This window comes from Nocardia sp. XZ_19_385, assembly GCF_015355755.1.
In the GTDB taxonomy this organism is placed as follows: Bacteria; Actinomycetota; Actinomycetes; order Mycobacteriales; family Mycobacteriaceae; genus Nocardia.
In genome coordinates this window covers 18755-44571 of record NZ_JACVEE010000006.1, presented here as the reverse complement: position 1 = coordinate 44571, position 25817 = coordinate 18755, and the positions used below count along the sequence as shown (strand labels likewise).

The 25817-nt window shown below is 64.7% G+C and carries 27 protein-coding genes; 15 read left to right on the top strand and 12 right to left on the bottom strand.

The genetic code is table 11. The annotated features are described in order from the left end of the window. Window positions 1-120: 120 nt before the first annotated feature. Window positions 121-1533 carry a DNA-binding transcriptional regulator gene (locus IBX22_RS33725; protein WP_194819877.1) on the bottom strand — a complete coding sequence of 471 codons (1413 nt, stop codon included), beginning with the start codon at window positions 1531-1533 and terminating at the stop codon, window positions 121-123. A 156-nt stretch (window positions 1534-1689) separates the two neighbouring features. Between IBX22_RS33725 and IBX22_RS33720 the strand changes: the two genes are divergently transcribed. Genes IBX22_RS33720 through IBX22_RS33710 form a run of 3 tightly spaced genes read left to right on the top strand, consistent with a single transcriptional unit; the run spans window position 1690 to window position 3893 of the window. Further along, entirely contained in the window at window positions 1690-2583 is an 894-nt protein-coding gene (locus tag IBX22_RS33720; protein WP_228540053.1) for a helix-turn-helix transcriptional regulator, read from the top strand. 25 nt (window positions 2584-2608) lie between these two features. Further along, window positions 2609-3433 carry an SAM-dependent methyltransferase gene (locus tag IBX22_RS33715; protein ID WP_194819876.1) on the top strand — a complete coding sequence of 275 codons (825 nt, stop codon included), beginning with the start codon at window positions 2609-2611 and terminating at the stop codon, window positions 3431-3433. 55 nt (window positions 3434-3488) lie between these two features. Beyond that, window positions 3489-3893, top strand: a complete 405-nt coding sequence (locus IBX22_RS33710) for a hypothetical protein (protein WP_194819875.1) — start codon at window positions 3489-3491, stop codon at window positions 3891-3893. A 36-nt stretch (window positions 3894-3929) separates the two neighbouring features. Here IBX22_RS33710 and IBX22_RS33705 read toward each other — a convergent pair whose 3' ends face one another. Beyond that, entirely contained in the window at window positions 3930-4991 is a 1062-nt protein-coding gene (locus IBX22_RS33705; RefSeq protein ID WP_194819874.1) for a S9 family peptidase, read from the bottom strand. A 318-nt stretch (window positions 4992-5309) separates the two neighbouring features. Between IBX22_RS33705 and IBX22_RS33700 the strand changes: the two genes are divergently transcribed. Beyond that, complete coding sequence (locus tag IBX22_RS33700) at window positions 5310-5597, top strand: chitin binding peritrophin-A domain-containing protein (protein WP_194819873.1); 288 nt, start codon at window positions 5310-5312, stop codon at window positions 5595-5597. A gap of 20 nt (window positions 5598-5617) precedes the next feature. On the opposite strand, the gene IBX22_RS38430 is transcribed toward IBX22_RS33700, so the two are convergent. From IBX22_RS38430 to IBX22_RS33685, 3 genes are all read right to left on the bottom strand, one after another. Beyond that, entirely contained in the window at window positions 5618-6595 is a 978-nt protein-coding gene (locus IBX22_RS38430; protein WP_194819872.1) for a MauE/DoxX family redox-associated membrane protein, read from the bottom strand. A 224-nt stretch (window positions 6596-6819) separates the two neighbouring features. Continuing rightward, entirely contained in the window at window positions 6820-7191 is a 372-nt protein-coding gene (locus IBX22_RS33690) for a hypothetical protein (protein WP_194819871.1), read from the bottom strand. Window positions 7192-7333: 142 nt separating this feature from the next. Next, the gene (locus tag IBX22_RS33685; protein ID WP_194819870.1) at window positions 7334-7564 is read right to left on the bottom strand and encodes a hypothetical protein; all 231 of its coding nucleotides are present in this window, start codon (window positions 7562-7564) and stop codon (window positions 7334-7336) included. Window positions 7565-7743: 179 nt separating this feature from the next. Between IBX22_RS33685 and IBX22_RS33680 the strand changes: the two genes are divergently transcribed. Further along, window positions 7744-8694, top strand: coding sequence for an AraC family transcriptional regulator (locus tag IBX22_RS33680; RefSeq protein WP_194819869.1), 951 nt, complete (start codon window positions 7744-7746; stop codon window positions 8692-8694). A 234-nt stretch (window positions 8695-8928) separates the two neighbouring features. On the opposite strand, the gene IBX22_RS33675 is transcribed toward IBX22_RS33680, so the two are convergent. Then, a complete protein-coding gene (locus IBX22_RS33675) occupies window positions 8929-9555 on the bottom strand; it encodes a DUF3558 family protein (protein WP_194819868.1) in 627 nt (208 codons plus the stop codon). A 256-nt stretch (window positions 9556-9811) separates the two neighbouring features. On the opposite strand from IBX22_RS33675, the gene IBX22_RS33670 reads away from it, so the two are divergent. Both IBX22_RS33670 and IBX22_RS33665 read left to right on the top strand, forming a co-directional pair. Beyond that, entirely contained in the window at window positions 9812-10549 is a 738-nt protein-coding gene (locus IBX22_RS33670) for a histidine phosphatase family protein (protein WP_194819867.1), read from the top strand. A gap of 219 nt (window positions 10550-10768) precedes the next feature. Then, window positions 10769-11641 (top strand): PaaX family transcriptional regulator C-terminal domain-containing protein, encoded by an 873-nt coding sequence (locus IBX22_RS33665; protein WP_194819866.1) that lies wholly within the window; start codon window positions 10769-10771, stop codon window positions 11639-11641. On the opposite strand, the gene IBX22_RS33660 is transcribed toward IBX22_RS33665, so the two are convergent. Beyond that, window positions 11610-12119, bottom strand: a complete 510-nt coding sequence (locus IBX22_RS33660) for a hypothetical protein (RefSeq protein ID WP_228540052.1) — start codon at window positions 12117-12119, stop codon at window positions 11610-11612. The two genes, IBX22_RS33665 and IBX22_RS33660, sit on opposite strands and share 32 nt — an antisense overlap. Before the next feature lie 446 nt (window positions 12120-12565). Here IBX22_RS33660 and IBX22_RS33655 point away from each other — a divergent pair, with 446 nt between their 5' ends. Next, the gene (locus IBX22_RS33655; RefSeq protein WP_194819865.1) at window positions 12566-13798 is read left to right on the top strand and encodes a saccharopine dehydrogenase family protein; all 1233 of its coding nucleotides are present in this window, start codon (window positions 12566-12568) and stop codon (window positions 13796-13798) included. Window positions 13799-13859: 61 nt separating this feature from the next. Here the strand turns inward: IBX22_RS33655 and IBX22_RS33650 are convergent, their stop codons facing one another. The 3 genes from IBX22_RS33650 to IBX22_RS33640 all read right to left on the bottom strand — a co-directional run bounded on the left by IBX22_RS33650 (window position 13860) and on the right by IBX22_RS33640 (window position 15879). Then, window positions 13860-14828: a S9 family peptidase gene (locus IBX22_RS33650; protein WP_228540082.1), complete on the bottom strand. Its 969-nt coding sequence runs from the start codon at window positions 14826-14828 to the stop codon at window positions 13860-13862. A 286-nt stretch (window positions 14829-15114) separates the two neighbouring features. After that, complete coding sequence (locus tag IBX22_RS33645; protein WP_309234895.1) at window positions 15115-15330, bottom strand: hypothetical protein; 216 nt, start codon at window positions 15328-15330, stop codon at window positions 15115-15117. Window positions 15331-15354: 24 nt separating this feature from the next. Further along, window positions 15355-15879, bottom strand: coding sequence for a hypothetical protein (locus tag IBX22_RS33640; RefSeq protein ID WP_194819863.1), 525 nt, complete (start codon window positions 15877-15879; stop codon window positions 15355-15357). Window positions 15880-16165: 286 nt separating this feature from the next. Between IBX22_RS33640 and IBX22_RS33635 the strand changes: the two genes are divergently transcribed. From IBX22_RS33635 to IBX22_RS33620, 4 genes are read left to right on the top strand one after another with little or no spacing between them, the layout of a single operon-like run. Beyond that, the gene (locus IBX22_RS33635; RefSeq protein WP_194819862.1) at window positions 16166-16705 is read left to right on the top strand and encodes a (2Fe-2S)-binding protein; all 540 of its coding nucleotides are present in this window, start codon (window positions 16166-16168) and stop codon (window positions 16703-16705) included. Beyond that, complete coding sequence (locus IBX22_RS38425; protein ID WP_194819861.1) at window positions 16702-17703, top strand: xanthine dehydrogenase family protein subunit M; 1002 nt, start codon at window positions 16702-16704, stop codon at window positions 17701-17703. Before IBX22_RS33635 ends, IBX22_RS38425 begins: the two co-directional genes overlap by 4 nt. Further along, window positions 17700-19943, top strand: coding sequence for a xanthine dehydrogenase family protein molybdopterin-binding subunit (locus IBX22_RS33625; protein ID WP_194819860.1), 2244 nt, complete (start codon window positions 17700-17702; stop codon window positions 19941-19943). The genes IBX22_RS38425 and IBX22_RS33625 overlap by 4 nt, the downstream gene beginning before the upstream one ends. A 31-nt stretch (window positions 19944-19974) precedes the next feature. Then, entirely contained in the window at window positions 19975-21042 is a 1068-nt protein-coding gene (locus tag IBX22_RS33620; protein WP_228540079.1) for an XdhC/CoxI family protein, read from the top strand. Here IBX22_RS33620 and IBX22_RS33615 read toward each other — a convergent pair. Then, window positions 21036-22253, bottom strand: coding sequence for an MAB_1171c family putative transporter (locus IBX22_RS33615; RefSeq protein WP_194819858.1), 1218 nt, complete (start codon window positions 22251-22253; stop codon window positions 21036-21038). The two genes, IBX22_RS33620 and IBX22_RS33615, sit on opposite strands and share 7 nt — an antisense overlap. Before the next feature lie 233 nt (window positions 22254-22486). On the opposite strand from IBX22_RS33615, the gene IBX22_RS33610 reads away from it, so the two are divergent. Then, entirely contained in the window at window positions 22487-23236 is a 750-nt protein-coding gene (locus IBX22_RS33610) for a class I SAM-dependent methyltransferase (RefSeq protein ID WP_194819857.1), read from the top strand. Between the two features lie 124 nt (window positions 23237-23360). Here the strand turns inward: IBX22_RS33610 and IBX22_RS33605 are convergent, their stop codons facing one another. Then, window positions 23361-24338, bottom strand: coding sequence for a peptidylprolyl isomerase (locus IBX22_RS33605; protein ID WP_309234894.1), 978 nt, complete (start codon window positions 24336-24338; stop codon window positions 23361-23363). A 381-nt stretch (window positions 24339-24719) separates the two neighbouring features. Here IBX22_RS33605 and IBX22_RS33600 point away from each other — a divergent pair, with 381 nt between their 5' ends. Together IBX22_RS33600 and IBX22_RS33595 are read left to right on the top strand one after the other, a co-directional pair. Next, entirely contained in the window at window positions 24720-25196 is a 477-nt protein-coding gene (locus IBX22_RS33600; RefSeq protein ID WP_228540051.1) for a VOC family protein, read from the top strand. Window positions 25197-25310: 114 nt separating this feature from the next. Next, window positions 25311-25763: a hypothetical protein gene (locus tag IBX22_RS33595; RefSeq protein WP_194819856.1), complete on the top strand. Its 453-nt coding sequence runs from the start codon at window positions 25311-25313 to the stop codon at window positions 25761-25763. The last annotated feature ends 54 nt before the right edge of the window (window positions 25764-25817 follow it).

The following is a 25817-nucleotide window of genomic DNA, read 5'->3' as shown; positions in this document are numbered from 1 at the left end:
GGTGCGATTCATATCTCGATTTAAACGTCAAATGAGTTCTGCGACAATGACATTCGACAGGGCAGATGTGAGCGCAATGTTGTCCGGGCATGACATCGACCGAACGTCCGCCCCGCATCGCTAGGCGGTCACCAGCCGGTACTCGCTCGGCGGGCGCGGAGTGCGCCGGGTGGTGCGGGCCGCCCGGCGGATGGCATGGCACATGTCACGGACATCGGAGCGTGCGGTCGCGAGGGTCGCGGAGTGCACCAGCTGCCGAAGTCGGTCGCCGACTCGTCCGCTGTCGATTTGGCTGGTCATTTCCAGGGAGGTTGTCGCGAACGACACCGCATCGTCGATCTGGCCGAGGCGGAAAGTGCCTGTGGCGACGGTGATGTTGTCGAACAGAATGCTGCGGGCCGGTCGTGCTCCCGCGGACGCGGCCAACGAGGTTCGCGCGGCGTCGACGGCCGCGACGGTGTAGTGCTCGGCGGTCCGCCCGCTGGCTGTCAGGGCGTACTCGTTGTAGATCACCGACTGCATGCCGGCGAACTCGCCGGGGGTCAAGAACACCCGGGTCCACGGATCGATGAGATCTCCGGCCCGGGCTATTTCTTCTTCGGCGCGCGAGAGCGCGGTCTGCATCCGGCCGGCGTCGCCCATCATCGCGTGTGCCCACGCTTCATTGGTATACAAACGGGCGGATTCCGCGCCGCCGGCGGCATCTTGGGCAGGCAGTTGCCCGAGTTGGAACATACGCAGTGCGGCGCGCGGGTCACGCTCGATCAAGCTGATCCGCCCCAGAACGTAGAGCGTCGACGCGACCAGGCTGTCCGCCCCGGCTCGCCGCGCGGAAACCAGTGCCATTGCGGCGTATTGGCGGGCGCGATGCTGATCACCGATGTCGTGGTAGGCCCACCCGATCAACCGGGCCAAGTCGGCGGCGGCGACCAGCAGCGAATGCGCGAGTGCCTGTCCACGGTGCCGGGCCAGCAGCGCGGTCGTCGATTTCAGAAGGCCGATTGCCGGGTAGGCGACTGCACCGCCACCGTGCCGCTGGTCGAGTTCGCGTAATTCCGCCGTGGCGCGGCATACGAAAGCAAGATCAAGTTTATCTGTGTCGCATGGCATTTCGGGTCCATCGAGTGCCGGCAACCATGGTGTCAGGATGTCAGGAGAACCGACGACGGCGGTCGCGAGGGCTTCCAGCAGAGTCGCACCCGCGGACCAGGGCGCCACGTCGCGGACGGGCCTGACATTCGAGGCCGAGGATGGCGCCTCGGTTTCCGGAACCGGTGCACCGAGCGCGATCAGCAGCGTCCGATAGGTCTTGCTCGGCCGCCGGACCTCTCCGAGTTCCCAGCGTGCGACGTGCCGTTCCGAACAGGCGACATTGATGTTGTCGCGGCGAGCTCGATCGTTGATCAACTCGGCGAAATCCGCACGACTGAGCCCTAATTGAGCGCGGCGATAGCCCCGCAGCCGCTGTCCCCAGCTGTTCGCGGTCCCGGCATCAGGAGTGCCGTGCACGGTTCGAGGGTCGGTGACGTCCATGAGTGGGCCCACTCTTCTTGCGCCGCAGGGCAGGTCACAGTGTGGACTCGCCCTTCGACTTGTTCGTCGAATAATCCTGGTTGATAATCTAACCTGATAATCAGGATTGCGAAATAGGTGGCATCCGCCGCGCAGCAGCCCGATACGGTGGGAACCATGGCAAGAACCGCACGAAAAGTGCTGCTAGGGCGAGAAATTGAGGTAATCCTGCGCCGATCCCGAAGCACCCAGGGCGACGCGGGCAAGATGATCGGGGTCAGTCAGTCGCGTATCGCGGCGGTGATCGCGGGCACCGGTAATCTGAGCGCCCAGGCGCTCGACGAGCTGGTCAGAAAGCTCGGCGTCACCGACGACGGCTACATCGCAATCCTGCTCGACCTCCGGGAGGACAGCCACCGCCGCGGATTCTGGAACTCCGGCTACCGCCGCGCCTACATCGAGGAACTGCGACTGCTCGTCGACCTCGAGAATGTGGCGGATCGACTACGTGAGACCGGTTCTGAAATAGTTCCCGGCCTGCTCCAGCACGAGAGCTACATCCGTGCGCTACACGAACCCCTGGAACCCGACCCGGACGATCCGGACGCGGTTACGGTCGACGACTACGTGCAATCCCGAATCGCAAGGCAGCGAATCCTGCTCGAGCGGGGAGCACCCGAGTTCCACGCGATCCTGTCCGAGTCCTGCCTCCGCCGCACCTACGGCGGCGACGCGGTGATGCTCGACCAGATCGCCCACCTGCTCGAGCTGTCCAAACGTCCCAACATCCAGATCCAGGTCATGCCGTTCACCCACCAAGCGCCGGGCGCGGGCATGGAAGACCGCTACATCCTGGTTCGGGTGCCCTCCCCGGGGACCGCGGGGGATCTCGAGATGGCAGTCATCGAAGCTCAGGGCGAGATCCGCTACATCGACGACAAACCCGCTGTCGCGATCCGCGACAAGGTCTTCAACCGCCTGGCGATGACCGCACTGAGCCCTCACGACTCACGTCAGTTCATGGAACACCTCGTCCGTGGGCTCCGCAGCCGACCGACCACCCAGCGATAACCCCCTCGACCGCATAGGAAACACGATGTCCGACAGTGACTTCGAGCCCCGCCAGATCAACACCCACCAGCCCAGCTCCGCACGCATCTATCACCACATGATCACCGGCGAAGTGATCTTCGAGTCGGATCTGCCGTTCATTCACCGGCTCTACACCGAGATCCCCTTCTATCCGGTGTGGGCCCAGCACAATCGCCGGTTTCTCGCGCGCGCCGTGCGCTACATGGTCGGCGCCGGAATTCGCCAGTTCCTCGATATCGGTTCAGGTCTGCCGACCGGCGGCAACACCCACGAAGTCGCTCGTGAGCTCGCGCCCGACAGCCGCGTCGTTTACGTCGACAACGACGAAGAAGCGATCAACCGCGCCCGCGACCTGCTGCGTGAACAAGGCGTATCCGACACCGCGGCGATGGTCGACGCCGATCTACGCGAGCCCAAGCGCATCCTCACCCACCCCGACACCCAGCGTCTGATCGACTTCACCGAACCCGTTGGGCTGCTGCTGGTTTCGGTTCTGCCATGGATCGCCGACGCCAGCGAACCTGCCGCCCTCGTGGCGCAACTACGTGACGCCCTCGCACCCGGCAGCCACATCGCGATGACGCACGTGTCCCTCGAAGACGCGGGCCCGCAAATCAAAGCGCAGGTTGCCGCCGGCGCCGCCATCTTCGCCGACGCCAGCACCCCGGTCACCCTACGCACCCGTCAGCAGTTCCAGACCTTCTTCGAGGGGTGGACCATCACCGACCCGGGCATCACCTACGCCACCGACTGGCAACCCGACCAGCCGGTCGACCTCGGCGACTACGCGCGCCCCTGCAATTTTGCCGCTATCGGAAGCCTTCCGTAGCGCGCACCCGTGCTGCCGGCACCGTCGCCGACAGCGCAGTTCGAAAGGATCCACCATGTTGTTGCCGACACCGACCGCCGCCCAGTTCCGCAAAGCGACCGCCAGTTCCCCACAACAGGCGTGCGTCATGGTCTATCGCGACAACCACCGCACCCTCATCTGGGACGACAAACTCGCCGGGGCTCCGGCACAACCTGTCCCGCTCGAGGAATGCCTGGTCCTCGACCACGCCCAATTCGAGGCCCTCCAAGAGGCGATACGATCGAGCCAACCGAGCCGAGGAGCCGTGATCATCATCCAAAAGCCCGGTGGCTTATACGAATTCAGCGCTTCGGCGGAATGCATAGCCTCAGTTGGAACCGCCAGGCTCTCCTTCGATCACCTCGAATACACCGCGTTCGTCCACGCGGTGCTGCACCACGAATTCGAACAATCAACCTTCCTCGCACACGCACACTGACCAACTCGTAGCCGCGAGTGCTACCGGAACCGCGGTTCACCTCCGCGTCGTCCGGTTCATCCAGGTTGTCAGGTAGTCGAGGACTGCCGGATCAATGGTCGTCTCGATTCTTGCGTATTCATCCGGCATGCCAGTGGTCGCTGATTGCATAAGATGATTGACACCCTCGAAGGTGTGCACTGTTGCCTTCGGATTGTCTGCTAGGAATTTACGCATCAGTGGTTCATTGGTTGCAGCGTCGACCTGCACGTCCTTGCTTCCGAAGAGTGCAAGGATAGGGATTTCGAGAGCTCGCAATGCCGGTTCGGGGTCGTATGTGGCCTGGGCTGCATACTGCTGGTTGATTGCCTTGTCTATATCCTCGGCGTTGGCCTGCTCGGTATGCGGAAGTCGTTGGTTCGCTTCCCGCGCATTTCTTCGTGCTTCGTCGAAATTGCCGTCACGGAGTAGGTCGCATTCGGTCTGAATGGAATTGTCGTTGGCTGCGAGAACATCGGCAGAGGTGGTTCCGGTTGCCTGTAGCTGCACACGCATTTGATGCTTGAGCACGTCGCATCCAGTCTGCGCCGGTCCTGCTAAGAGCACTGTGAACGCCACTTTGTCCGCTGCGGTTTTCGCTACGAGCGGTGCCAAGGATCCACCCTGGCTGTGACCGATAATTCCGATGCGAGTGCTATCGATATCTGACCGTTCACGCAAGTAGGAAATCTGTGAAAGAACATCCGACACCAGATCTTCGTAAGTTGCGTTGTCTTTGTCGCCGGTCGTGGCGCCGACTCCTCGGTCATCGGCGCGAAGGACTGCATATCCGGACCTGGCTAACGCATCGGCCAGTACAAGAAAGGGCTTGTGTCCGGCGAACTCTTCGTCACGATTATGCTTTCCGCCGCCAGGCGCCAAAACCACTGCGGGAAATGAGCCGCCTCGGTCGGGAGTAGTTAGTGTGCCGCCGATAGTAACGTCGCCATTTCTAATTGCAACGTCGGTTGAGTGATAAGAAGCGTCTGATGTATCCATCGTCGAATTACACCCTGTCGAGACAGTCAACAGTAGCAACGCGATGATGGCGATTCCGCCACGGCTCGCAATGAAATCCATGCGCACCCGCCGTCGCTTCGATCTCAACCTTAGTAGTCGACTATGTGTCCGCACGTGTGGAAGGAGGTCGTCGCCTTGATTCATGCACGGACTGTAGGCATAGGTATTCGGTCTGCGTATCCGGGAAGGCCCGGAGAACTACCCCTGATTGATCACTGTCGGCCATAGGAGACCGGGTGCTGGCCGCCGGTGAGGTCGCCGGATAGATGGCCGTCGGTTCGGCCTCGTCCTGATCCCCAGCGGAGGATGGTTTGGACACCGTATCCTCTGCGGTGGAACGTGTTTGGATGAGACACGTCTGAGCAGAGGGGATCGGCGATGACGACAGGCGCTACCAACCAGCGGACGCAAGTGGACTTCTTCGATTGCACGGGCAAGCCGGACGGCAACTATGTCCATCCCCACGACTGCACCATGTTCATGTCCTGTGTCGCCGGGCAGTACGCGTATGAGCGTATGAGCGCGGATTGCCATGTGGACCCGGACAACTGCCCCACGGGCAGGCTGCACTACGACCACGCACAAAACGCATGTTTGTGGTCTTACGAGGCCGGTTGTGTCACAGACCCGGCAGGGGCGATGGGAGTGGCGCCGAATTACATCTGAGCCTCGGGGGCGGGGTTGATTTATCGGGGCGGGCGCAGGCCGTCCACCAAATCCTGGATCGCGTAAGTTCCGACCCGGGCCGATGAGGCGATCCGGCCCCGGGCGTCGATCAGCACCGCACTCGGTGTGCCGCGCAAGCGGTATCGGGTGACGATCTCCATGGTGTCGGGCACCAGCATCGGCCCGACGCGATGCTCGCGTGCCCATTCGGCGTTGCTGCTCGGGTCGTCGGTTCCGATGATCAATGTCGTCACTGTGTTGTCCAGACGCTGCCGCCATTGCGGCAGTTCGGCGGCGATCTCGGCGCAAGGCGCGCACCCGGGATGCAGGAACAGCAGCAGCACCGGTCGCCCGGCGGCGAGCGCCTTGTCCAGCGTGTGACGCCCGCTGCCGTCGGTGTCGTTGGCCTCGAAAGCCGGTGCCGGTGCCCCGATGGGCAGGCCGTGGGCTGGGGTCCGCACCGCCGAACTCTCCTGCATTTGCCGTCGCATCCGGCGCAGTTGGAGCTGCTGATACCCCAGCAGCGCCGCGAATCCGACGATCGCGGCCAAGCCGACCGCGCGATCTGCCGAGAGCGATTGCGGTATGTCGTTGTGCGCCAACGAACCCCACACCGCGAGCCCGGTGAGCGTCGCGATCGCGGCATTGCGGATCAGTGACATGCGACCGATCGGGTCGGCGCTCGCCGCACCGAAACATGAACACGCGGGTCGCCGCCCCCGGGTCAATAGGACCGCGATCACAATGCTGAACCCGGCCAGCAAAAGCAGCGCCAGCACCCCAGCCCACACTGCGGTCCACGACGGCAGCACCGCCACCGCAACCGCCAGCTCCACCGCCGGCAGCCCCCACGCCACCGCGTCGGCCCAACGCGGCGGTACGCCGAAATCCTCGACCGCACGACGCGTACCGGGACGATCCGCCCATTTCGCGAATGCCGCCCATCCGAACACCACGGCGACCGCGAGTCGCGCCACCCACACTCCACCACTGATCACCCGGACATTGTCGCGCTTTCAACACCAAAAGTTGGCCATCCCAGCAACATTCGTGTGCCACGCCGCAAGGTTCGAGCCTCGCCGGGCGCGACCGGTTCGCCCAGCGCGGTACGCGCGCCCTGGGCAGGTGCTCGACGGCGAACAGAGCGATCGGCCCGTCTGTTGCAGACGGGCCGATCTGATGTCGAGGTAAGTGTGTCGCCGTTTCGGCCCCGGGCGGACCTTCAGGACCGCGGCTGCCACTGGGCCGGGGCCGGCCCCTTGGCGTTCGTCACCTTGGGCACATAGGTGATCTCCGGTGACTTGCCGATCACGCTTCCCGAGCTGCCGGTGACCGAATAGGAGACACTGACAGGGGTCCCCGGCTCTATCACATCCCGGGGGACCGTGATCTCGAGGGGCTGGCCGGAGTCGATCGGCACCGGCGCGGTCACATGGTCACCCCAGTGCACGACAACGCTCGTATCGCGAGGCGAGACCGCAAAAACACCCGCCGTGTAGGAATCTCCCAGGGCGACCCATACGCCGACGTCGTCTGCTCCTGTGACTTCTTCGATGGTCAGTGCGGGCAATTCCAGGTAACTATCTTCGCTCATGCGCGGACACCTCTTCCATGGAAAGGCCAGCCGCCGACATCCCGGCGACCGGTTCATCTGGTGACGATCCGATCTGCCGACCAGTCGTGGGCGACTACGCCAAGGATCGCACGTCCCAGCCACCGCGCAGATACGATTACCGTCAACCGGCCGAAGCGAAGGGGCGGTGGATAACCATGTCGGCGTGGAGGTTTCGGTGCTCCGGACCACTCGAGGCAGGTACTGGCGCGCATGCTGCGCGACCCAGCCCACTGTCCAGGTATGCAGTGAAACTGAGGATAGCGAAGACGATCGCTATAAAGATCAGTTCGTTTCGGCTGGTTTCCGGCTCATCAGCGTCGTCGCGACGTGTCACGTCGGGCTGGTCGGTCATGATTCGACAATAATTCCCGTGTAGTCCGGTCGGTAGGTTCTATCAGTACACCGGATTTCCGTCAGGTGAATTGTTTGTCGTGCGGGTGGATGAAGGGTCGGTGCAAGGTTTCGCCGCCCCGCGCAACGTCGTCTTCGACTTGCGCTGTCGCCAACAATCTTTCGTCTACTGTCACTGATGTGGATGCGTTGGCTGGTCTGCTCGAGGGTTCACGCGCCCGCGGCGCGTTTCTATCGTGCGGGCTGTTGACCCCGCCGTGGTCGGTGCGGGTAGAGGATGGGGCTCCGCTCAAAGTGGTCGCGGTGATCCGGGGAGAGGCGTGGGTCCGTACGGACCGGATGCCTGCGCGCCGGCTCGGCGTGGGCGACGTCGCGATTTTTCGTGGACCGCAGCCCTATATCGTGGCAGACGGCCCCGCGACCGCGCCGCAGATTGTCGTCCAGCCAGGCCAGGGTCTCACTGCCCCCGACGGTGCAAACCTGTGCGACACAATGAGTCTCGGTTTGCGGCGCTGGGGTACCGATCTCGACGGTGAGACGATGCTGGTCAGCGGGACCTACGAGACGCCCGGCGCGGTGAGTAGTCGGTTACTGCGGACGTTGCCGCACGTCGTGGTGCTGGACCGCGATGAGCTCGACTCGCGCCTACTCGACATGCTCGTCGAGGAAGCGGCTAAGGATCTGCCTGCTCAGACCGTCGTACTGGACCGTCTGCTCGATCTGTTGCTCAGCGCCGCCCTGCGCGCTTGGTTCGCCCGCCAGCAGGCGCCCGTCTGGTATCACGCCTACGGTGATCCACTGATCGGCAAGGCGCTGAGCCTGCTGGAGAACGATCCCGCACACCCGTGGACGGTGGTTGTGCTCGCTGAGACCGTGGGGATGTCCAGGGCGGGGCTGGCCCGCCGATTCACAGAGCTGGTCGGCGAGCCCCCGATGGCCTACTTGACAAGTTGGCGGCTATCACTCGCCGCGGACCTGTTGGCGGACACCGACTGTACGGTCGAGTCGATTGCCCGCCGGGTCGGCTACGGCAGCGCATTCGCCCTCAGTGCGGCCTTCAAACGACACTTCGGAGTGAGCCCGCGTGATTTCCGGCTGGGCAACGTCGCACCGATGGCGCCGACAGCCTGAATGGGTGCCGAGTGCTCATCCTGACCGGGCTCAGCCAACCGTGCCGCGCGACCCCGTCGTCGCCGATCTCGGACGGATCCTACTGTGCTGTAATGGATCTCGCCCATGTCTGAACCTTGCGGCGCAACTCCATTCAGTAGGCCTTCCTGCCCAGGATCCCAGCGGCCCAGCCGAAAGCCGCAGGATCTGGCCAACTTTGGCCCAAGCTGGACCCGCAGGCGTTGCGCCCGTGCGTCAGGGTATGTGGTTGACCAGGGTGTTGGCGATGCGCTGGGCGTCGTCGCAGGAGTTGAATCCGTCGGTGCCGCCCTGCGGATTCCAGATTCGTGACGCCAAGAGCAAAATGTCACCACCGAAAGACGCTGGTACCGCGATGTAGCACCCGAGCTTGTGAGTGTCTTGCGCCGCACGGAATTGCTGAGATTTACGGCCGGCCACCGTGACCGAACTGAAGTCGACGTACTTCCCGGTCTGGCGCAGCTCATCCACCGGCTTGCCGTATGCCGTGACGTAGAACTCGAGCGCGTTGTCGGCGGTCTTCCATTTGCAGGACTTCTCGGTGGGGAAACCGGGATTCGAGATCGGTTGCTCGCTGGAGACGTTCAAGCCCGCACTCGCGAGCGCGGAATCGGGGGTGTCACAAGGGTTCCAGCTGCCGGCGGGCCGATCCGTGTCGGTCCCCGGCGCCGCCGTCGTGGACGCGACGGTTGTCGCCGGGGCTGGCACCGATGTCGGCGCCGCTGTGGTCGCGGTGACTGTATTGGCCGAGGTGGCCGTGTTGTTCGGGGTGCTCGGCGCGGACGTGCTGTCGTTCGAGGCGGGACCACATCCGGCAAGCAGCAGTGCGGCACCGAGTGCCATCGTTGCGACGCGGATCGATCGCGTTGTCGTACGACTCATGAAGGAGTATTCGCGCGTCGGAACAGGTTGTTACACAGGATCATTGCGGTGTCCAGCACATCAGAAGGTCACCGGTCCAGTGCGCGAAGATCCCGATGAATGGGATACCCCGTATTTGATTCGGGCAGATAGCTGCTTCTGTGAGACGCGACACCCCAAGTTCCGGTTCTTCGGCATACCTGAAGTGGCGTCGCCCCGATGAAAGGCATTCCCACCCATGCGAATCCGATCTCTTCGATTGTCCATTGCGGTGATGGCGGTCGCGGCCACAACCGCTACCACCGGCGTCGCGTCCGCCGATATCGACTTCGGAAGCTCCGGCAGCGGCTCCGGCAGCAGCGGCGAAATGGTCATTACCCTGGTGCGCCATGCCGAATCCCTCGGTAACACCTCCGGCCTGATCGACACCAAGGTGCCCGGGCCCGACCTGACCGCACGCGGCCGGACACAGGCAGACAATCTGGCCATCCAGCTGGCTGACAAGAAGTTCGACTGCGCCTTCGCGTCCAACATGGTGCGTACCGAGCAGACTGCGGCACCGACGGTCGCCAAGCGCAACCTGAGCCTCAACATTCAGCCCGGTTTCCGGGAGATCGAGGCAGGCCAGTACGAGGGCACCCCGGAGTCCCAGGCGATGTCCGGGTACCTCCAGGCGCCGATCAAGTGGCTCTCCGGCGACCTGAACGCACGGATTCCAGGCTCCATCGACGGCAACGAGTTCGACGGCCGCGTCGATCAGGCACTGCTCGATGTGCAGCGCCGCGACTGCGCCAACCCGGTGATCTTCTCCCACGCCGCCACCATCATGTTCTGGTCGATGATGAACGCCGACAACGCAGACCCGAGCAAACTCGGCACCGATCCGATACGCAACGGCGGCCGCGTCGTCCTCAAGGGCAACCCGCGGAAGGGCTGGACGATTGTCGAGTGGGTCGGCCACCCGGACCTGGGCTGATGCACCCTTCCGCGCCCCGGATGTCACCGACACAATCGATGGCACCGGGGCGCGGTCGTATCTCAGCCCAGGGCGGGGATCATGAAATGCCTGGCTCCTGGTGGGCCATGACAGGCCCGGGTTACGCCAAGTTCGACCGTATAGTAGAACGATCGACACGTAACCGAACGTACGAGATGTGATCGCTATATCTCGTCGGTATGCAGAGCAGAGGCGAATGTGAGCGAGGGCCAGGTCCGTGACATCGACATCTCCACCCGCACTCTGGTGGAGAGTCTGGTCCGCGAGGACGCGACGATCGATGCCGGTGAACTCTACGATGTCGCCAATGCGCTGGGTATGAGCGATCAGCAGGTCCGGCTCTGTATCAAGCGTCTCGCGGCGGAGGGCAGGTTCGTTCAGGAGGGCCGCGGCCGTAGGGCCGTGCTGCGGGCGACGGAGCTGACCCGTAACAGCCTCGAACCCGATCTCGAGTTCGTGCGCTACATGTATGCCCAGGATCGTGGCGAGGTTTCTTGGGACGGGTGCTGGCATCTGGTGGCGTTCGGTGTTCCTGAGTCCGCGCGGCATGCGCGCGATTCCATGCGCGATACCATCCTGAGGCTCGGCGGCGCGCCGATTCAAGGTGGCCTCTACGTTTCGGCGAATCCGTGGGAGGAACGAATCCGTTCCGCCGCAACAAAACTGGGCGTTGCCGAGCACATCACTACGCTCACAAGCACCGATCTGGTCGTCGGCCGCCATGTCGCCCCACGTGAGATTGCCGAGCAGTTGTGGCCGCTCGGCCGCATCGCCGACGGTCACCGGCGGCTGCTGGTGGCCGCCGAGCAGTATCTGCAGGAGCTACGGGAGTCCTCGCGTGTTCGGCATCTGACGATCGCAGTCGCGTTGGCCGCGGAGTTCACCCACGCAATGGAGCCGGATCCGCTGCTGCCACCTCAGCTGCTTCCGCAGCCGTGGGTCGGCACGGCCGCGCGTGCGGCGGTGGCGGCATGCTGGGCGGAACTTCTCAAATCCGAGCCCGCACAACCTGTTCGATTGTTCCGCTGGTACTCGAAGGTCACCGGTGGGGCCACCGCTCGCATGCCGTAGTTCGGGACCCAGGGTCGCACACCTCGACGCGCCACATCCGGCGCAGCGACACCGCGGTCAGCGCTGTGGCCAGCAGAGTGAAGATGAACCAGAACCATCGCCATGACGGTGGTAGCGGTACCAAGACGCAGATCGCCGCCGCGTACAGGATGGTCGCGATCCGGAGTCGGCGCTCGTCGAGGATGAACTCGCGCAGCTGCCGTTCAACGGAGATCGCCGCCGCGGGAAAGCGCGATCCCACACCGGCGGCGACGATCCGCTGCCACAGGTAGAGGTTCGCGCACAGTGCTGTCAGCAGGAATGACAAGCCGAGCAGTTGTGCCCACATCGGCGATTCCCCTGCCGGTGGGTAGGACTGCGGCAGCGTCGCTGCCCCCAGAAGCAGCCCGGTGGTGGACTCGGCGAAGACGAGACGCCGTGTGGGGCGCAGGTGATGTATTCCGCGCGGACACGCGAGGGCAGTGTTGTGGTTCTCCATCGGCACTCCGTGGTTCAGGTCGAAGCGAGCTCGGCGGTGCCGATGATGTGGTGCAGTACCCGGCGAGCAGCGGTGGGCGCCAGGGTGATTCCAGGTTGCATACAGGCGACCAGCACCTGAGGGCGGCTCCCACCGCACCCGATCCGATGACGATGACGCCGGTCGCTGCCGGTTCGCGATCTCGCTTGTGGGGGAGGTCGCATCGCCGCTGTCGAACGTCGCCGATCCTGCAACGGCAGTCGACGCCCGGGTGCCGCGTCGGCGTCGATGGGGTGGCGATCCCAGCTGAGGGCACGGCCATATCTCACGCTCTTTTCGTCTCTCGTTCAAACTATCGTAGCTGATACGCTCGTGTTGAATGTGAACGAAAGGACAGCGATGAACTCTTTGATCCGCCGAGCGGCGCTCCTGCTCGTGGCCGCAGCGAACACAACCAGGAGCATCCGATGAAGGTTCTGGCATTGGGCGGGCCGGGTGCTATGGGCACCGTGGCTGCGCAAACCGCGGTGAATATCCCAGGCGTGACGGAAATCGTTGTCGCAGACAGAGATCTGGTCGCCGCCGAATCTTTGGCACGTCGCTTGGTCGACGCACCCATGCCTGTCCGCGCGATCCAGGTGGACGTCACCGACGAAGTCCAGTTGCGGGCAGCTCTCGCACCCGCCGAGGTGGTGCTGAACACCGTGGGGCCCTACTACCGTTTCGGGCTGGCGGTATTACAAGCGGCGATCGACACCCGGACGCACTACCTGGACATCTGCGACGACTGGGAACCCACGCTGCAGATGCTCGAACTCGACGCGGCGGCGCGGGCGAGGGGAGTGTGCGCGATCATCGGTATGGGCGCCAGCCCGGGTATCAGCAATTTGCTGGCAGCAGTCGCTGCCAAAGAACTCGACTCGGTTCGCGATGCCTACACCGCGTGGCCGGTCGACGTCGACGGCGCAGACGATACGACCCGGGAGGACGCGCAACTGCTCGGACCCGGCGGTCGTCCTTCCGCCGCGGCGATGCATTGGATGCAGCAGAGCAGCGGCACGATCAAAGGTGTGACCGCAGGTCGACTCAGCGACCAACGCCCCCTGCGTCCGGTATCACTGAAACTTCCCGGCGGACGACGTGGCACCGCATACTCCATCGGCCACCCGGAGCCGATCACTTTGCAGCGCACCCTGAAACCCAGCGGCGACGCCCTCAATCTGATGGTGATGAGTACGTGGGCAATGGCCTACCTCGATACCCTGCGCCGCGATATCGACAGCGGCAAACTCACCAACGAAGCCGCGGCGGGCGCCTTCGCCGAGCCGAACCTGCTGCGCATCCTCCGATCGGCACCGACTGCGCTTCGCGCCGAGGGCCCCGGCACCCTCCCGCCGTTCTTCGCCGCGGTGTCCGGCACCAAGCAAGGCCGCCCGCACATGGTCCTGGCGCACCTCAACCTCGCCGGCCCTGCAGAGGATCCGGTCCACGCCTTGCTCGGTGACATGGCGCGGGCAACTGGAATCCCGCTGGCGCTCGGCATGGCACAGGTCATCGACGGCTCGGCCCGCCGGCCGGGCGTGCACCCGCCCGAAGCTGTCATCGACCCCCAGCGGTTCTTCGAGGTCCTCGATGTCGTGTTAGGTCGTCGGGCAGGCAGCGGCCCTGTGTATCTGGTCGAGCAGGAACCAATCGGATAGTCGGAAGGAGGGGCCGGTCCAGATGGACCAGCCCCGCCCGCCGCGGCGAGGTGAACTCTGCTCAGCGGACCGCTTGGTTCCCGGCATACTTACGCAAGAGATCCAGGTAGCCGGGTACATACAGGGTGCGGGGCGCGAACAGCGCCACCACCGCCGCCCGCCAGTCCTGGTCATTGTCGAAGCGGGCCTTGACGATGTTGTGCGAGGCGTTCGGATAGCGCTGCACCGTGAGCTGTTGCGGCGGAAGGATTTCGCGGTAGACCCGTTCGGTCTCGTCGACATCGACATTGAGATCGTGATCTCCCAGCACGAGCAGCACGGGCACCTTGACCTGTGCCAGGACCGCGGTCACGTCCGAGCGATAGTTCCGCTGAACGAAATTCCAGCGGTCTTCCGACATCGGGTCCGAGTTGTGTTGGGCCGCAAGATATTGCTCATAGGTAGCGTTCTCGCGTAACGCCTGCAAACCGGCGTTGCGGCGATCGAGAGCAGCGGCGATCTCGGACTGAGAAGCGCCCCGGTGCCGCATCTCGGCGAGCAGGTTGTACTCACCTTGCCGCAACCAATTCACCGCCGCGCCAACGAGAACCACGAACTGCAGATCGGGCAGATTCGCCGCCACCTCGGGCACGACCCAACCGCCCTGACTGATCCCCCACATGCCGATCCGACGCGGATCGATGTCTCCGCGCTGACGCGCCCACGCAATCGCCGCCTCGGCCTCGGCCGCGCGATCGTGCATGCTCTGCTCGAGCCAGTTCCCCGGCGCCCCACCGATTCCCGGCTTGTTCCAGGACAGCGACGCGTACCCGGCCTTGGCGAACGCCTCCCAGATCGGTTCGTAGAACGAGTCGCGGCTGGCATTGGCAGGCCCGTCCCCATGCACGAACACGACCAGACCGAAAGGCCCTGTCCCGTGCTCGGGCAGCGCCAAGGTCGCTTTCAGGGGCTGCGTGGATCCGGGAATCGTCACTTCCTCCTGCCGGATGGCGAAGTTGTTCGCGTAGACCACCCATCCGCCTGCGCCCATCGTCAACGCCACCACGCAGCCGGCCGCGATCAATAGACGACGCAGCCACCGCCGGGGCCTGCCTGCAGCGCCCCTGGCCGAAGACCTCTCGAGGGAAGACTGCGTGCTGCCTGTCCTATCCATAGAAACGAACGTATCAGAAACGATAGGTATGTATATGTACTATCTGATTAGAGGTGGCGCAGCGTCATTGCGTCACGGGTCGTGGTCGAACTCCGGCACGGACGCGATCTCGTCGATCGAGCTGTGTTGTCGCTCTGGGCATGGTTCTCGGAGCTGGGCTGCGTCAGCCTGCCAGTCGGGCGAGGGCCAGTGCGTGCGCCTGGTCGAGGGATTCCGCTGCGGTGCAAGGGATATCGGGCTGCACGCCGGTGCCTTCCCAATTCGTGCCGGAGACGGGGTTGACGGCGCGGCCGGTGGGGACGGTGACTTCCAGGTGGGGGTGCACGGTCCAGCCTTTGCGCGGATGGGCGGCGCCGCGGGTGGGTTCGCCGACGATCACCGCGCGGTTATGGCCCAGCGAGTTTCAGGAGGCGCTGCCCGTGGATGGACGGTTTTGGCGCCGCCGTTCACAAGCGCCCTGGTCGGCGCCGGGGCGATCCGCGCCGCTTCGGGCGCAACCCTGTTTGTCATAACCGCTGCGGTCGTAGCCGAACCAGTCATAGCCAGAACGGTCGTAGCCGGATCGGTCATAACCGAGAAGGTCGTAGCCGAATCGGTCATAGCGGGAGTTGTCATCGTCGAAGGGCTGGGTCCGCGGCTTTTGATTGGGGTGGTGGGGGTGGCCGGGATGGTCGTGGTTGATACCGCCGCGGCACCCGGGTTCTGTCGGTGTATGACAAGGCCTGGCCGACGCCGTCGGCACGACGACAGCGATGGGAGCCAATGCCAATGTTGCCGCGACCACGGTTCGCGCCACTACCCGCGCGGACAGGCTTGCACTCATGTTCCTCATAAACCCATCAACCTCTTCCTCCGAACAACCCGCGAACACCGCGTGCTCAGAACGTATCCGAGGCCAGGCCTGACGCACTTCCGGCGAAATACCCATATCCCGGTACCTCTTTCGGCGTACGTGCTACCACCCCCTTGTCTCATATCCCGAGGTCGAGCGCGGCCGAGGCCGGGCTGTTCCTGGTCATTGAGAAGGTGATCTGGTCTTCGGTCGAGGGATGGGCTCGTGGTTGACAACGGGTGGATCACGAAGTTGTTCGTCTGCGGGACCGCCGACTGATAGTTGCTAGCTTGTTGCTATTGCTTCTTCGGGCCCGAGCTTGCCTTTCCGATGTCCAGATTGTGCGCTCCGCAGCGTATTCACGAGCAGGAGATACGAGTCGATGAGCATTGGCGAAATATCCGAGCAGGAAACCCGTGCCCCTGAATTTGCCGGGCCTGATTACACGCTGGCGACCCTGCGCGTGAACGGTCATCTCTACCCGGTGGCGCTGGAGCCGCGGGTGAGTCTGCTCGACGCGCTGCGGGAGTATCTACGTCTGACCGGCACCAAGAAGGGCTGCGACCAGGGCGCCTGCGGGGCCTGCACCGTATTGGTCGACGGTAGGCGGGCATTGTCCTGTTTGACGTTGGCGCTCAGTGCGGAGGGGCGCGAGATCACGACGATCGAGGGCGTCGCGGAGGGAGACGAGCTGCATCCAGTGCAGCGCGCGTTCATTGACCGTGATGGTCTGCAGTGCGGCTACTGCACTCCTGGGCAGATCATGTCGGCCATCGCCTGCATCGGGGAGGGACATACCGGCAGCGACGAAGAGATCGCCGAGTGGATGAGCGGCAATATCTGTCGTTGCGCGGCGTATCAGAACATTCGCGAGGCGATCAAGGATGCGCGCGACGAAATGGCGGGCGGTGAGGCGAAGTGAAGCCCATCGCGTTCGCTCGCGCCGAGACCGTCGACGAGGCCATTACCGCCGTCACTGCTCGCCCGAACACTGTTTTCCTGGCGGGCGGGACAACATTGGTGGACATGCTGCGAATCGGGGCGATGGCGCCCGACAACGTGGTCGACGTCAACCGGCTCCCGCTCACCGATCTCGAAATCACCGCCGACGGCGGTCTTCGGATCGGTGCGATGGTGCGGATGAGCGAGGTAGCTGCCGATCCTGGTGTGCGTGAGAGGTATCCGTTCCTGTCGGTGGCGCTGTGGAAGGGCGCGACGGCGCAGATCCGGAATATGGCATCGATGGGCGGCAACCTGATGCAGAAGGTTCGGTGTCCAGGATTCCGTGATGTCGCATTCGCGTGCAATAAACGCAACCCGGGCAGTGGCTGTGGTGTGCTCGAAGGCCTGCACCGCGGCAACGCCGTACTGGGCACCAGCGAGCACTGCTTCGCTATGCATCCCTCGGATGTGGCGATCCCGCTCACCGCGCTCGATGCCGTCGTTCATGTGCAGGGCCCGAAGAGCACTCGATCCTTCGCCTTCGACGACTTTTTCCTGCTCCCCGCGGACACACCCCATATCGAGCATCCGATCAGTCCGGACGAACTCGTCGTCCGCATCGATGTGCCCCCGCTCCCGTACGCGGTCAACTCCCACTATTTGAAGGTGCGCGATCGCGAATCCTATGAATTCGCAGCCGCTTCGGCGGCCGTGGCGCTGGACCTGGTCGACGGATCCGTCGCGAATGTCCGCATCGGCCTCGGCGGTGTCGCCACCAAACCGTGGCGGGCCCGCATCGCCGAATCCATGCTCCTCGGCCAGTCCGCGACCAAGGAGAACTTCGCTATCGCGGCGGCCGCTGAACTCGCCTCCGCCGACGGCAGCCATCCGATGAACAGCTTCAAAGTCACACTCGCACAACGCACACTGGTGCGCGCCCTCGAGACACTCTCTGCGCAGATCGGGGCCCGCAAATGAGCGCACCCGCCACCCCGAAGCTGGTCGGGCAAGGAATAGACCGGGTCGACGGCCGAGCCAAGGTCACCGGCGCCGCCCGCTACACCGCCGAGATCCCGATGCCGAACGCGGCCTACGGCGTGCTGGTCGGTGCGGAGATCGGCAACGGCACCCTGATCTCCATCGACACCGCCGCCGCGCTGCGCGCCGGTGCCGTCGCGGTCTACACCCATCAAAACCTGCCGAAGGTCGCCACCGTTCCGGTGCTACCGTCCGCGTTCGGCCAGCCGGCGCCGGGACAGACGTTCTTCCCCATGCAGGACACCGCGATCCACTACTTCGGACAACCGATCGCGGTGGTCGTGGCCGATACCTTCGAGGTCGCCCAGCATGCCGCCACTCTGATCGAAGCCACCTACACCGCACAGCCGGCAATGGTGCGCCTGGACGACGGCCGGGACCAGCAATACCTGCCGGACAACATCTTCGCCGGCCTCGTCCCGGCCGCACAGTCCCGCGGTGATTTCGCGACCGCCGCCGCCGCGGCCGCGCACATCGTGGACGCCACCTATCACTTCGCCGCCAACCACCACAATCCCATCGAATGCTCGGTGACCGCCGCGATGTGGGACGGGGACTCGGTCTTGGTGTACGACTCCACCCAGGGCATCGTGGCCAGTCAACTGACCATCGCCGCTTATCTGGGTATCTCGCCGAGCAAGGTCCGGGTAGTCGCGGATTACGTCGGTGGTGGCTTCGGCGGCAAGGCCATGATGTGGCCGCACGTCACCCTCGCGCCTCTGGTCGCTCGCGAACTCGGACGCCCGGTGCGGGTAGTTCTGAACCGAGAGCAAATGTTCTACGGCACCGGGCTGCGCGAAGAACAGGAACAGCGCATCACCCTGATATCGGATACCGACGGCCGCTGCACCGGCCTGCGTCACCACAAACTTTCGGTCACTTCCCCGTTCGACGACTGGGCCGAGCTTTCTCTGGAAGTGGCGGGCAAAGCCTACGCAATACCGAATTGGGAAGGTCGATATCAGCTGGTCAAAGGCAACACCATGACCCCGACATTCATGCGCGGGCCCGGCGAAGCCTCGGGGATGGTGGCGCTGGAATGCTCGTTCGACGAACTCGCCGAGCAACTCGGTGCGGACCCGGTGGAGTTGCGGCTGCGCAACCATGCCGCGGTAGACCCGGAAAGTGGCAACCGGTGGACCTCCGACGGTTACCTCGAGTGCTTGCAGCAGGCAGCTGAGCGATTCGGGTGGAGTACACGCAACCCCGTTCCCGGCTCACATACCGACGGGAACTGGCTGATCGGCTGGGGTGTGGCCACCGCGGGCTATCCGGTCTACGAACCTGGCCAGCCGCAACGCGCACACGCGCGACTGCGATCCGATGGTTCCCTGGTGGTGCAGGTGGGGACCCAGGAGTTCGGCACCGGGGTCGCGACCATCGCCGCGCAAGTGGCCGGTGATGGGATGGGAGTGCCATTCGACCGCGTTCGCGTCGAGATCGGCAGCACAAACTTCCCGAATATCGCCGCGGCGGTGGGCTCGACGGGCGCGGCGAACGTCAGTGCGGCCGTGCACATCGCGTGCACCCAACTGCTCGCGCAACTTGTCACGATCGCGACAGCCGACGAGGATTCGCCGCTGCACGGGCGAACCTCCGCCGAGATCAAAGGCGTCGACGGGACGCTGCGCTTGACCGCCGATCCCTCGATCGGAGAAGACTATTCGGCAGTCCTGCAGCGAAATAGCCTGTCCGACATCGAGACAACCGGCAGCTGGCTTCCCGCCTCCGATCCTGATGCGCCCGGAAAACTGAGTTTCGGCGCCCAATTCGCCGAGGTGGCAGTCGATCCCGAGCTCGGGTTGATCCGGGTCCGTCGCCTTGTCGGTGCGTTCGCGCCCGGACAGGTCCTCAATGCGAAACTGGCGCGCAGTCAAGTGCTCGGCGGTATGAACTGGGGATTGTCCCAAGCGCTGATGGAAGGCTCGCTGCCCGATGTCCGTGACGGCCGCTGGGCGAATTCCTCGCTGCTGGAGTACTTGCTACCGGTCAATGCCGACGCCCCTCCCGTCGACATCTCCTTTGTCGAGGTCGAGGAGACGGTGCTCAATCCAGTCGGGGTCAAAGGGCTCGGGGAAATCGGCATGGTCGGTACCGCCGCGGCGATCATCAACGCCGTGCATCACGCCACCGGCCGCCGGATGCGCGAGATTCCGCTACGAATCGAGCACCTGCTGTAACTCGAGGAAGGAACACGACCCTGTGCTCGCGATGCTCGATGAGTTGATCAGGCTGCTGCCCCACGGCCCGGTGGCTTTGGCGCGGGTCGTGGATGCCACCGGAGGGGGTCCACGGGAACCTGGGGCCGCGATGATCCTCACCAGCACGGGCGAGGTATTGGGATCGGTCTCGGGCGGTTGCGTCGAAGCCGCTGTGCTCGACTCCGCCGCGCAAGTGCTGGCGACCGGGCAACCGGTCACCGACCGGTTCGGCTACGCCGACGGCGATGGCATCGAGGTCGGACTGACCTGCGGGGGCGAGATGGAGATCTTCGTCCAGCGCATCGACAGCACCCTCGCCGACCTGCTCGCTGAGTTGCGCGACGACATCGCGGCGGGTCGTCCGGTGGCGCAGGTGACCACGCTCGACACCGACGCCCAATGGAAACTGCTGCGCCCGGGAGAATGCGAGCCCTGGCGCGGCGTCGACCGTGACGCACGAGCCCTGCTCGAGGTTGGACGCAGCGGAATTGTCTGCACCGAAGAGTGCGGCAATGACCCGGCACCGCGCCCACGAGTGTTCGTGCACACCTTCGCCACCCCCGCGCGGATGATCCTGGCCGGAGCAAATGACTTCGTGCGGGCACTGAGCCGGACCGGCCGCCAACTCGGCTACCGGGTAACGGTGGTCGACGCACGCGAAACCTTCGCCACCCCCGCTCGTTTCCCTGCCGCGCACGAAGTGGTCGTGGACTGGCCGCACCGATATCTGACAGCGGAACTCGCCGCCGGACGGGTTGACCGGCGCACCGTGGTCTGCGTGCTCACCCACGACAACAAGTTCGATGTTCCGATGCTCGCGGCGGCACTCGGAACAAGCGATATCGGATTCGTCGGCGCCCTCGGCTCACGGCGTACGCACGCCGAACGAACTGAACGACTCCGGGCCGCCGGGGTCACCAGCCCCGAACTCGCGCGCCTGAAAAGTCCACTGGGCCTTGATCTCAACGCCCGCACCCCAGACGAAACCGCGATATCTATCGCAGCGCAGATCCTGGCCGAACGCGGCCGCGGATCCGCCCGTCCACTCAGCGCAACCCGCGGCCCCCTGCACTACTGAGTTCGTAGCCGCGTCACCGCAGTCTGATGAACTTCGGAATCCGCTCGGCCGGCTCGGCGCCGGTCTCGATCCCGGTGGGGCCACCAACCTGATGCCGCATACCGCGCCGGCCGGACCGGTCGGCGTGCCAGCTGTAGCGGGCTTTCCGGACGCCGCGACGACCATGCTCGCGACAAGTCGAGCAGTTGCCGGAAGTCGGTATCGAAATCGCTGCTACCGAGGGGCACTCGCGGCGCCGTCAGCTCGTAGGCCGGGGCGTGACCCGCCGTGCGTGCTCGCGCCGCGCATGCGATCCGGTGCGCGTAATCCTCGACGCCGTAGGTGTTCTCGGCGGGCATGTAGGGCGCGAGATGTATCAGCGCGTCCCGAATTTCGACGGTCATCCGGAAGGCTCGCGTGGCTGGATCGGCGTCGGGCGCCGGGCGCATCACTATCTCTGGGACCGCGGCCGTGAGGTCCCGCCACAGCGGGTCCAGTCGGCGACAGGCCCGCCCCGCGGAGTCCAGTCGCACGGCACGGATGAACGCCCTCGCGACCGGGAACGCGGGCGCGATGGCGCTGACCATGACGCACACCGTGAACGCCAGCTCGGCCCGCGGCAGATGCGGTCCGAGATGCGGCCACCCGGTGGCCAGTTGCAGTGCGGACACGAGCTGAATGCCCAAGGCGAACGCAATGCTCAGGATTATGCCCACACCAGCGACCGCCTCCGTCGCGGTGAGGTCGGTCATGCTGAATTCGCGCAGCAGCATCCGAAACCAGACCACGGTGTTGAACACGATCGGCGTGACCGCGGCTGCGATGGCGAGCCCGTCTCCCGTCCGGCTCATATCGAGCGGTAGTCCATCGCTGCGCGCCGCCGCACCCGCGATCACCAGCGCGACCGTCGACATCAGGGCGATGCTGCCGCTCAGCCACAGCCGCCGCCGCAGGGCATCCGGGTCGTAGCCGCTGCGGCGGATACACGCCAGGGCGTAGAGGTGGGCCGTCGTCATCGCAGCGCAGCCCAGCGCCAGCTCCAACTGGGGACCGGGGGAGTCCGGTCCCGACGCGAACCGGAAGAGCAGCATGCCCGCCGCACCCCAGGCGAAGAGCTGGTTGATGATTCGATCCAGGACCGTGTCATGGCAGAGCACTAGGCGGCCCACCGCGACGGCCGCGATGCAGACGGGCATAGGCCACGCGAGGAACCCAGGAATCAACGATGCCACGCGACGTGCGCCTCCGGTCGAGCGAGATATGTTCTCGCGCACAATACGTGGCCGGGCGATCGTCGAACCCTAGTGCCGGTGGGCGAGCTGAATCCCGAGCTGAGACCCTGATTTCCTTCGGCTGATATCGATCCGCGTGGCGAACCCGAGCAGTCCAGCAGTGGGCGTGGGGGCTGGTGGCGTCCAGGAGACGATCACTGTTGTCGATGACGCTGTCGGATAGGCTTTTCCGAATGCCCGATCCGATGCATTTCGATCTCCACGCCGAGGTGTACGACCGCGGCAGGCCCGACTACCCGGAGGCGCTGTGGGCTCGGCTGCAGGGGCTCGGGCTCTTGAATCCCGGCGTTCGGGTGGTCGAACTGGGTGCAGGTTCCGGCTTGGCAACCGGGCGACTGCTTCAAGCCGGAGCTGTCGTGACGGCCGTCGAGCCGGGTGCGGCTCTGGCCGAGCGGCTCCGGGAGCGCTGGCCCGAGGCGGATGTGGAGATCGGGACCGCGGAGTCCGTACCGCTGGCGGTCGGCGCCTTCGATCTCGCGGTCGCGGCGACGGCGGTGCACTGGTTCGATCTGGATGTGGTCCTGCCCAAACTACATCGCGCGCTGGCGCTCGGCGGCCATTTTGTGGTGTGGCGCAATGCCTTCGGTGATCCGTCGATGCCGTTGACGCCGTTCCGGGAACGGGTCGCCGAGATCACGGCCCGCCGTGTCGACCACATGCCGCGATCCGCTCCCGGGGAGCTCGACACCGACAGATGGGTGGATCGCCTGACCCGAGACGGGCACTTCGGCGCTACCCACATCGAAGAGTTCTCATGGTCGATCACAATGCGCGCCGACCAGATCCACGACCTGTTCACCACGTTCAGCGACTGGAACGTGACGGAGGTGGACGAGGCAGCGCAGGCCGTACGCGATCTCGGCGGTGCGGTGGTCGAACACTATGTCACTCCGCTGATCGTGCTCAGACGTGCAACGCAGTGACCCGAACCGGGGTTTGGCGGGCGGGCTGGAAGATCGAGGTTAGGGACCGGACAGTGTGTTCGGGTGCCGCGGGCTGATGGCAACTACGAATCGTGCCTGGTGATTCGGGGCATTGATGGCGCCATCAGTTGCCCAGCTGAATCGACTCGATCTTCACCGGAATCTTGGGCTTGCCGTCGTCGGGGCCGTTCGAATCGTCACTACCGCCTGCGGCGATCTTGTCCAAGGTGGCCAGGCCGCTGGCGTTTACCGTGCCGAAGATCGTGTACTGCGGTGGCAACTGGGAGTCGCCGAAGACGATGAAGAACTGGCTGCCGTTGGTGCCGGGGCCGGCGTTGGCCATGGCGAGCACGCCGCGCTTGTAGTCGACGGGGATTTGCGCGCTCGGATCACTCACCGTGAATTGATCGGTCGGGTACTCGTTGGCGAACTGGTAACCGGGACCGCCCATTCCAGTGCCGGTCGGGTCACCGCACTGCAGCACCTTCAGGCCCTGGCCGGTGGTCATCCGGTGGCAGGAGGTGCCGTCGAAGTACTTCTGCTTGACCAAGCTGACGAAACTGTTGACCGTGCACGGCGATTCGGCTTTGTTCAGGGCGAGCCCGACCGAACCCGTACTGGTCTGCATACTCATGCTGACCTTGGCGTCGGCTCCCGTGGTGGTTACCTCGACCTGCTTGGGCTTGGTGACCGGCTTAGCGGCCGGCTCGGCGGTGTCGGTGTAGGCGCAGCTGACCAGAGCCGCTTTGGGTTTCGCGGCAGGCAGGCCGGCCTCGGCCAGGGACGCTGTCGCGGTAGTCGACGATGTCGGCGCGGTCGTCGGCGCGGCACCATTGTCGTCGTTGCTCCTGCTCAGCGCGAAGAGCCCGACCCCGGCGATCAAAACCACTGCGACAGAACCGATTACGCCCAAAATCCACGGGACGTTGTTGCGCGGCGGCCGCCCGCCCGGGAATTGCCCACCGTAATACTGCTGACCCTGTTGCGGAAAACCATGGACCGGTCCCGGATTCCCGCCCCACGGCGGCACGCCGCCGGGCGCATGTGTCGGCTGACCGCCATATTGCGGACCGCTACCCACATCACCGTGATTGCCCTGCACCTGCGATCTCCCAACTACCTGAGCGGCGTACTAGATCGGACTTGCCGCACGATGGTACCGGCCGCAGCGGACATCGGGCGGCCGGTGAATCTTGTTGCAGCGCCGAGGTGTCCGGCAGTGCACGAGGGCCCGGGCGTGCGGCAGGCTCCCCTCTATTGCCTCCGGGCCGCGACTACTAGGGGCGCTCGGAGTCGCGGTTACCGGTGGCCCGAGCGCGCCGAGCAGGGCGGTGCCGAACTCCCGGGTGACGTCGTTGAGGAAGGTCTGGAAATTCGTGTGCGGTGGATGTCGAGAACGCTCGGGCGGGTCCGTCCCAGGGGTACGAGCAGCCGGACGGGCCTCGACGACGCAGAATGAGCAGCAGCCGAAAGGGAGATCATTATGGACGCGACCGATCAGCGAGGCACCCGAACCGAGCGCGGGACTATCCAGCGGATGGACAACATCGCCATCGTTGTCGAGGATTTGGCGGCTGCTACGGCGTTTTTCGCCGCGCTCGGGCTGGAGCTGGAGGGCCAGGCGACCGTCGAGGGCAGCGAGGTGGATCGTCTCATCGGGCTCGAGGGTGTCCGATCGGATATCGCGATGATGCGCATGCCGGACGGACATGGACGGCTCGAGCTGACCAAGTATCAGACGCCGACGGTCCGAGACGGTGATCCGCACGCTCCGGCGAACACGCTTGGCTTGCATCGGATCATGTTCGCCGTCGAAGACATCGACGACGTCCTCGACCGCTTGCGGCCGCACGGCGCCGAGCTGCTCGGCGAGGTGGTGCAGTACGAGAACAGCTACCGGCTCTGCTACCTCCGAGGCCCCGCGGGCATCCTCGTCGCGCTGGCCGAGCAGATCGAGTAAGGAGCCGAGGCGGGCGGGCGGTATCTGCCGCGCTCGCGGCGAAGGCAAGCTCTGGAAGTATAGTTCGGTGCGACTCCAAACGGAGGAATCCAGTGCTAGAGAGAGTAATTCAACGTGCATAAATCCAGCAGGGCAGCCGCCACTACTGTGGCGGCGCTCAGCGCGCTTGCCGCGGGGATAGCGTTCGCCGCGCCTCAGGCGGGGGCAGAGGTCACGAGAATCCACGTCGAACAGGGGCAGAGCTTCGGCAGCTCGGCAGACGCCCGCGGTACCGGCTGCTCCTACCCGATCACCGTGACCACGGAACCCGGCAGGGCCGTGATCATGCTCGACCAGATCGGCGACGATCCGGACACCGCGGACCACAAGCAATTTCGGCCGCACCAAGTGACGGCGGATGCGTCCGGGATGGCGCGCACCACGTGGACCCCCGACCGGAAGGGCCCGCACAAAATCGTGGTCCTCGAACTCCTGGACGGTGACGACTTCGATGTCTACACCCTCCGCACCGCGATGAACGTCGGAACCGGTGTCAATCTCGGTCCCGCCTGCGCCGTACTGCCCTGAGCACTTCGCCGCAGACCGGCGTGACCCACTCGCAATGTGGCAAAAACTGTTGCT

Bases quoted from the DNA above. Each gene is read 5' to 3' on its own strand.
- IBX22_RS33725 (WP_194819877.1), bottom strand. From the start codon at position 1,533: ATGGACGTCACCGACCCTCGAACCGTGCACGGCACTCCTGATGCCGGG.
- IBX22_RS33720 (WP_228540053.1), top strand. From the start codon at position 1,690: ATGGCAAGAACCGCACGAAAAGTGCTGCTAGGGCGAGAAATTGAGGTA.
- IBX22_RS33715 (WP_194819876.1), top strand. From the start codon at position 2,609: ATGTCCGACAGTGACTTCGAGCCCCGCCAGATCAACACCCACCAGCCC.
- IBX22_RS33710 (WP_194819875.1), top strand. From the start codon at position 3,489: ATGTTGTTGCCGACACCGACCGCCGCCCAGTTCCGCAAAGCGACCGCC.
- IBX22_RS33705 (WP_194819874.1), bottom strand. From the start codon at position 4,991: ATGGATTTCATTGCGAGCCGTGGCGGAATCGCCATCATCGCGTTGCTA.
- IBX22_RS33700 (WP_194819873.1), top strand. From the start codon at position 5,310: ATGACGACAGGCGCTACCAACCAGCGGACGCAAGTGGACTTCTTCGAT.
- IBX22_RS33690 (WP_194819871.1), bottom strand. From the start codon at position 7,191: ATGAGCGAAGATAGTTACCTGGAATTGCCCGCACTGACCATCGAAGAA.
- IBX22_RS33685 (WP_194819870.1), bottom strand. From the start codon at position 7,564: ATGACCGACCAGCCCGACGTGACACGTCGCGACGACGCTGATGAGCCG.
- IBX22_RS33675 (WP_194819868.1), bottom strand. From the start codon at position 9,555: ATGGCACTCGGTGCCGCACTGCTGCTTGCCGGATGTGGTCCCGCCTCG.
- IBX22_RS33670 (WP_194819867.1), top strand. From the start codon at position 9,812: ATGCGAATCCGATCTCTTCGATTGTCCATTGCGGTGATGGCGGTCGCG.
- IBX22_RS33660 (WP_228540052.1), bottom strand. From the start codon at position 12,119: ATGGAGAACCACAACACTGCCCTCGCGTGTCCGCGCGGAATACATCAC.
- IBX22_RS33655 (WP_194819865.1), top strand. From the start codon at position 12,566: ATGAAGGTTCTGGCATTGGGCGGGCCGGGTGCTATGGGCACCGTGGCT.
- IBX22_RS33650 (WP_228540082.1), bottom strand. From the start codon at position 14,828: ATGGGCGCAGGCGGATGGGTGGTCTACGCGAACAACTTCGCCATCCGG.
- IBX22_RS33640 (WP_194819863.1), bottom strand. From the start codon at position 15,879: ATGGGTATTTCGCCGGAAGTGCGTCAGGCCTGGCCTCGGATACGTTCT.
- IBX22_RS33635 (WP_194819862.1), top strand. From the start codon at position 16,166: ATGAGCATTGGCGAAATATCCGAGCAGGAAACCCGTGCCCCTGAATTT.
- IBX22_RS33625 (WP_194819860.1), top strand. From the start codon at position 17,700: ATGAGCGCACCCGCCACCCCGAAGCTGGTCGGGCAAGGAATAGACCGG.
- IBX22_RS33620 (WP_228540079.1), top strand. From the start codon at position 19,975: ATGCTCGATGAGTTGATCAGGCTGCTGCCCCACGGCCCGGTGGCTTTG.
- IBX22_RS33610 (WP_194819857.1), top strand. From the start codon at position 22,487: ATGCCCGATCCGATGCATTTCGATCTCCACGCCGAGGTGTACGACCGC.
- IBX22_RS33600 (WP_228540051.1), top strand. From the start codon at position 24,720: ATGGACGCGACCGATCAGCGAGGCACCCGAACCGAGCGCGGGACTATC.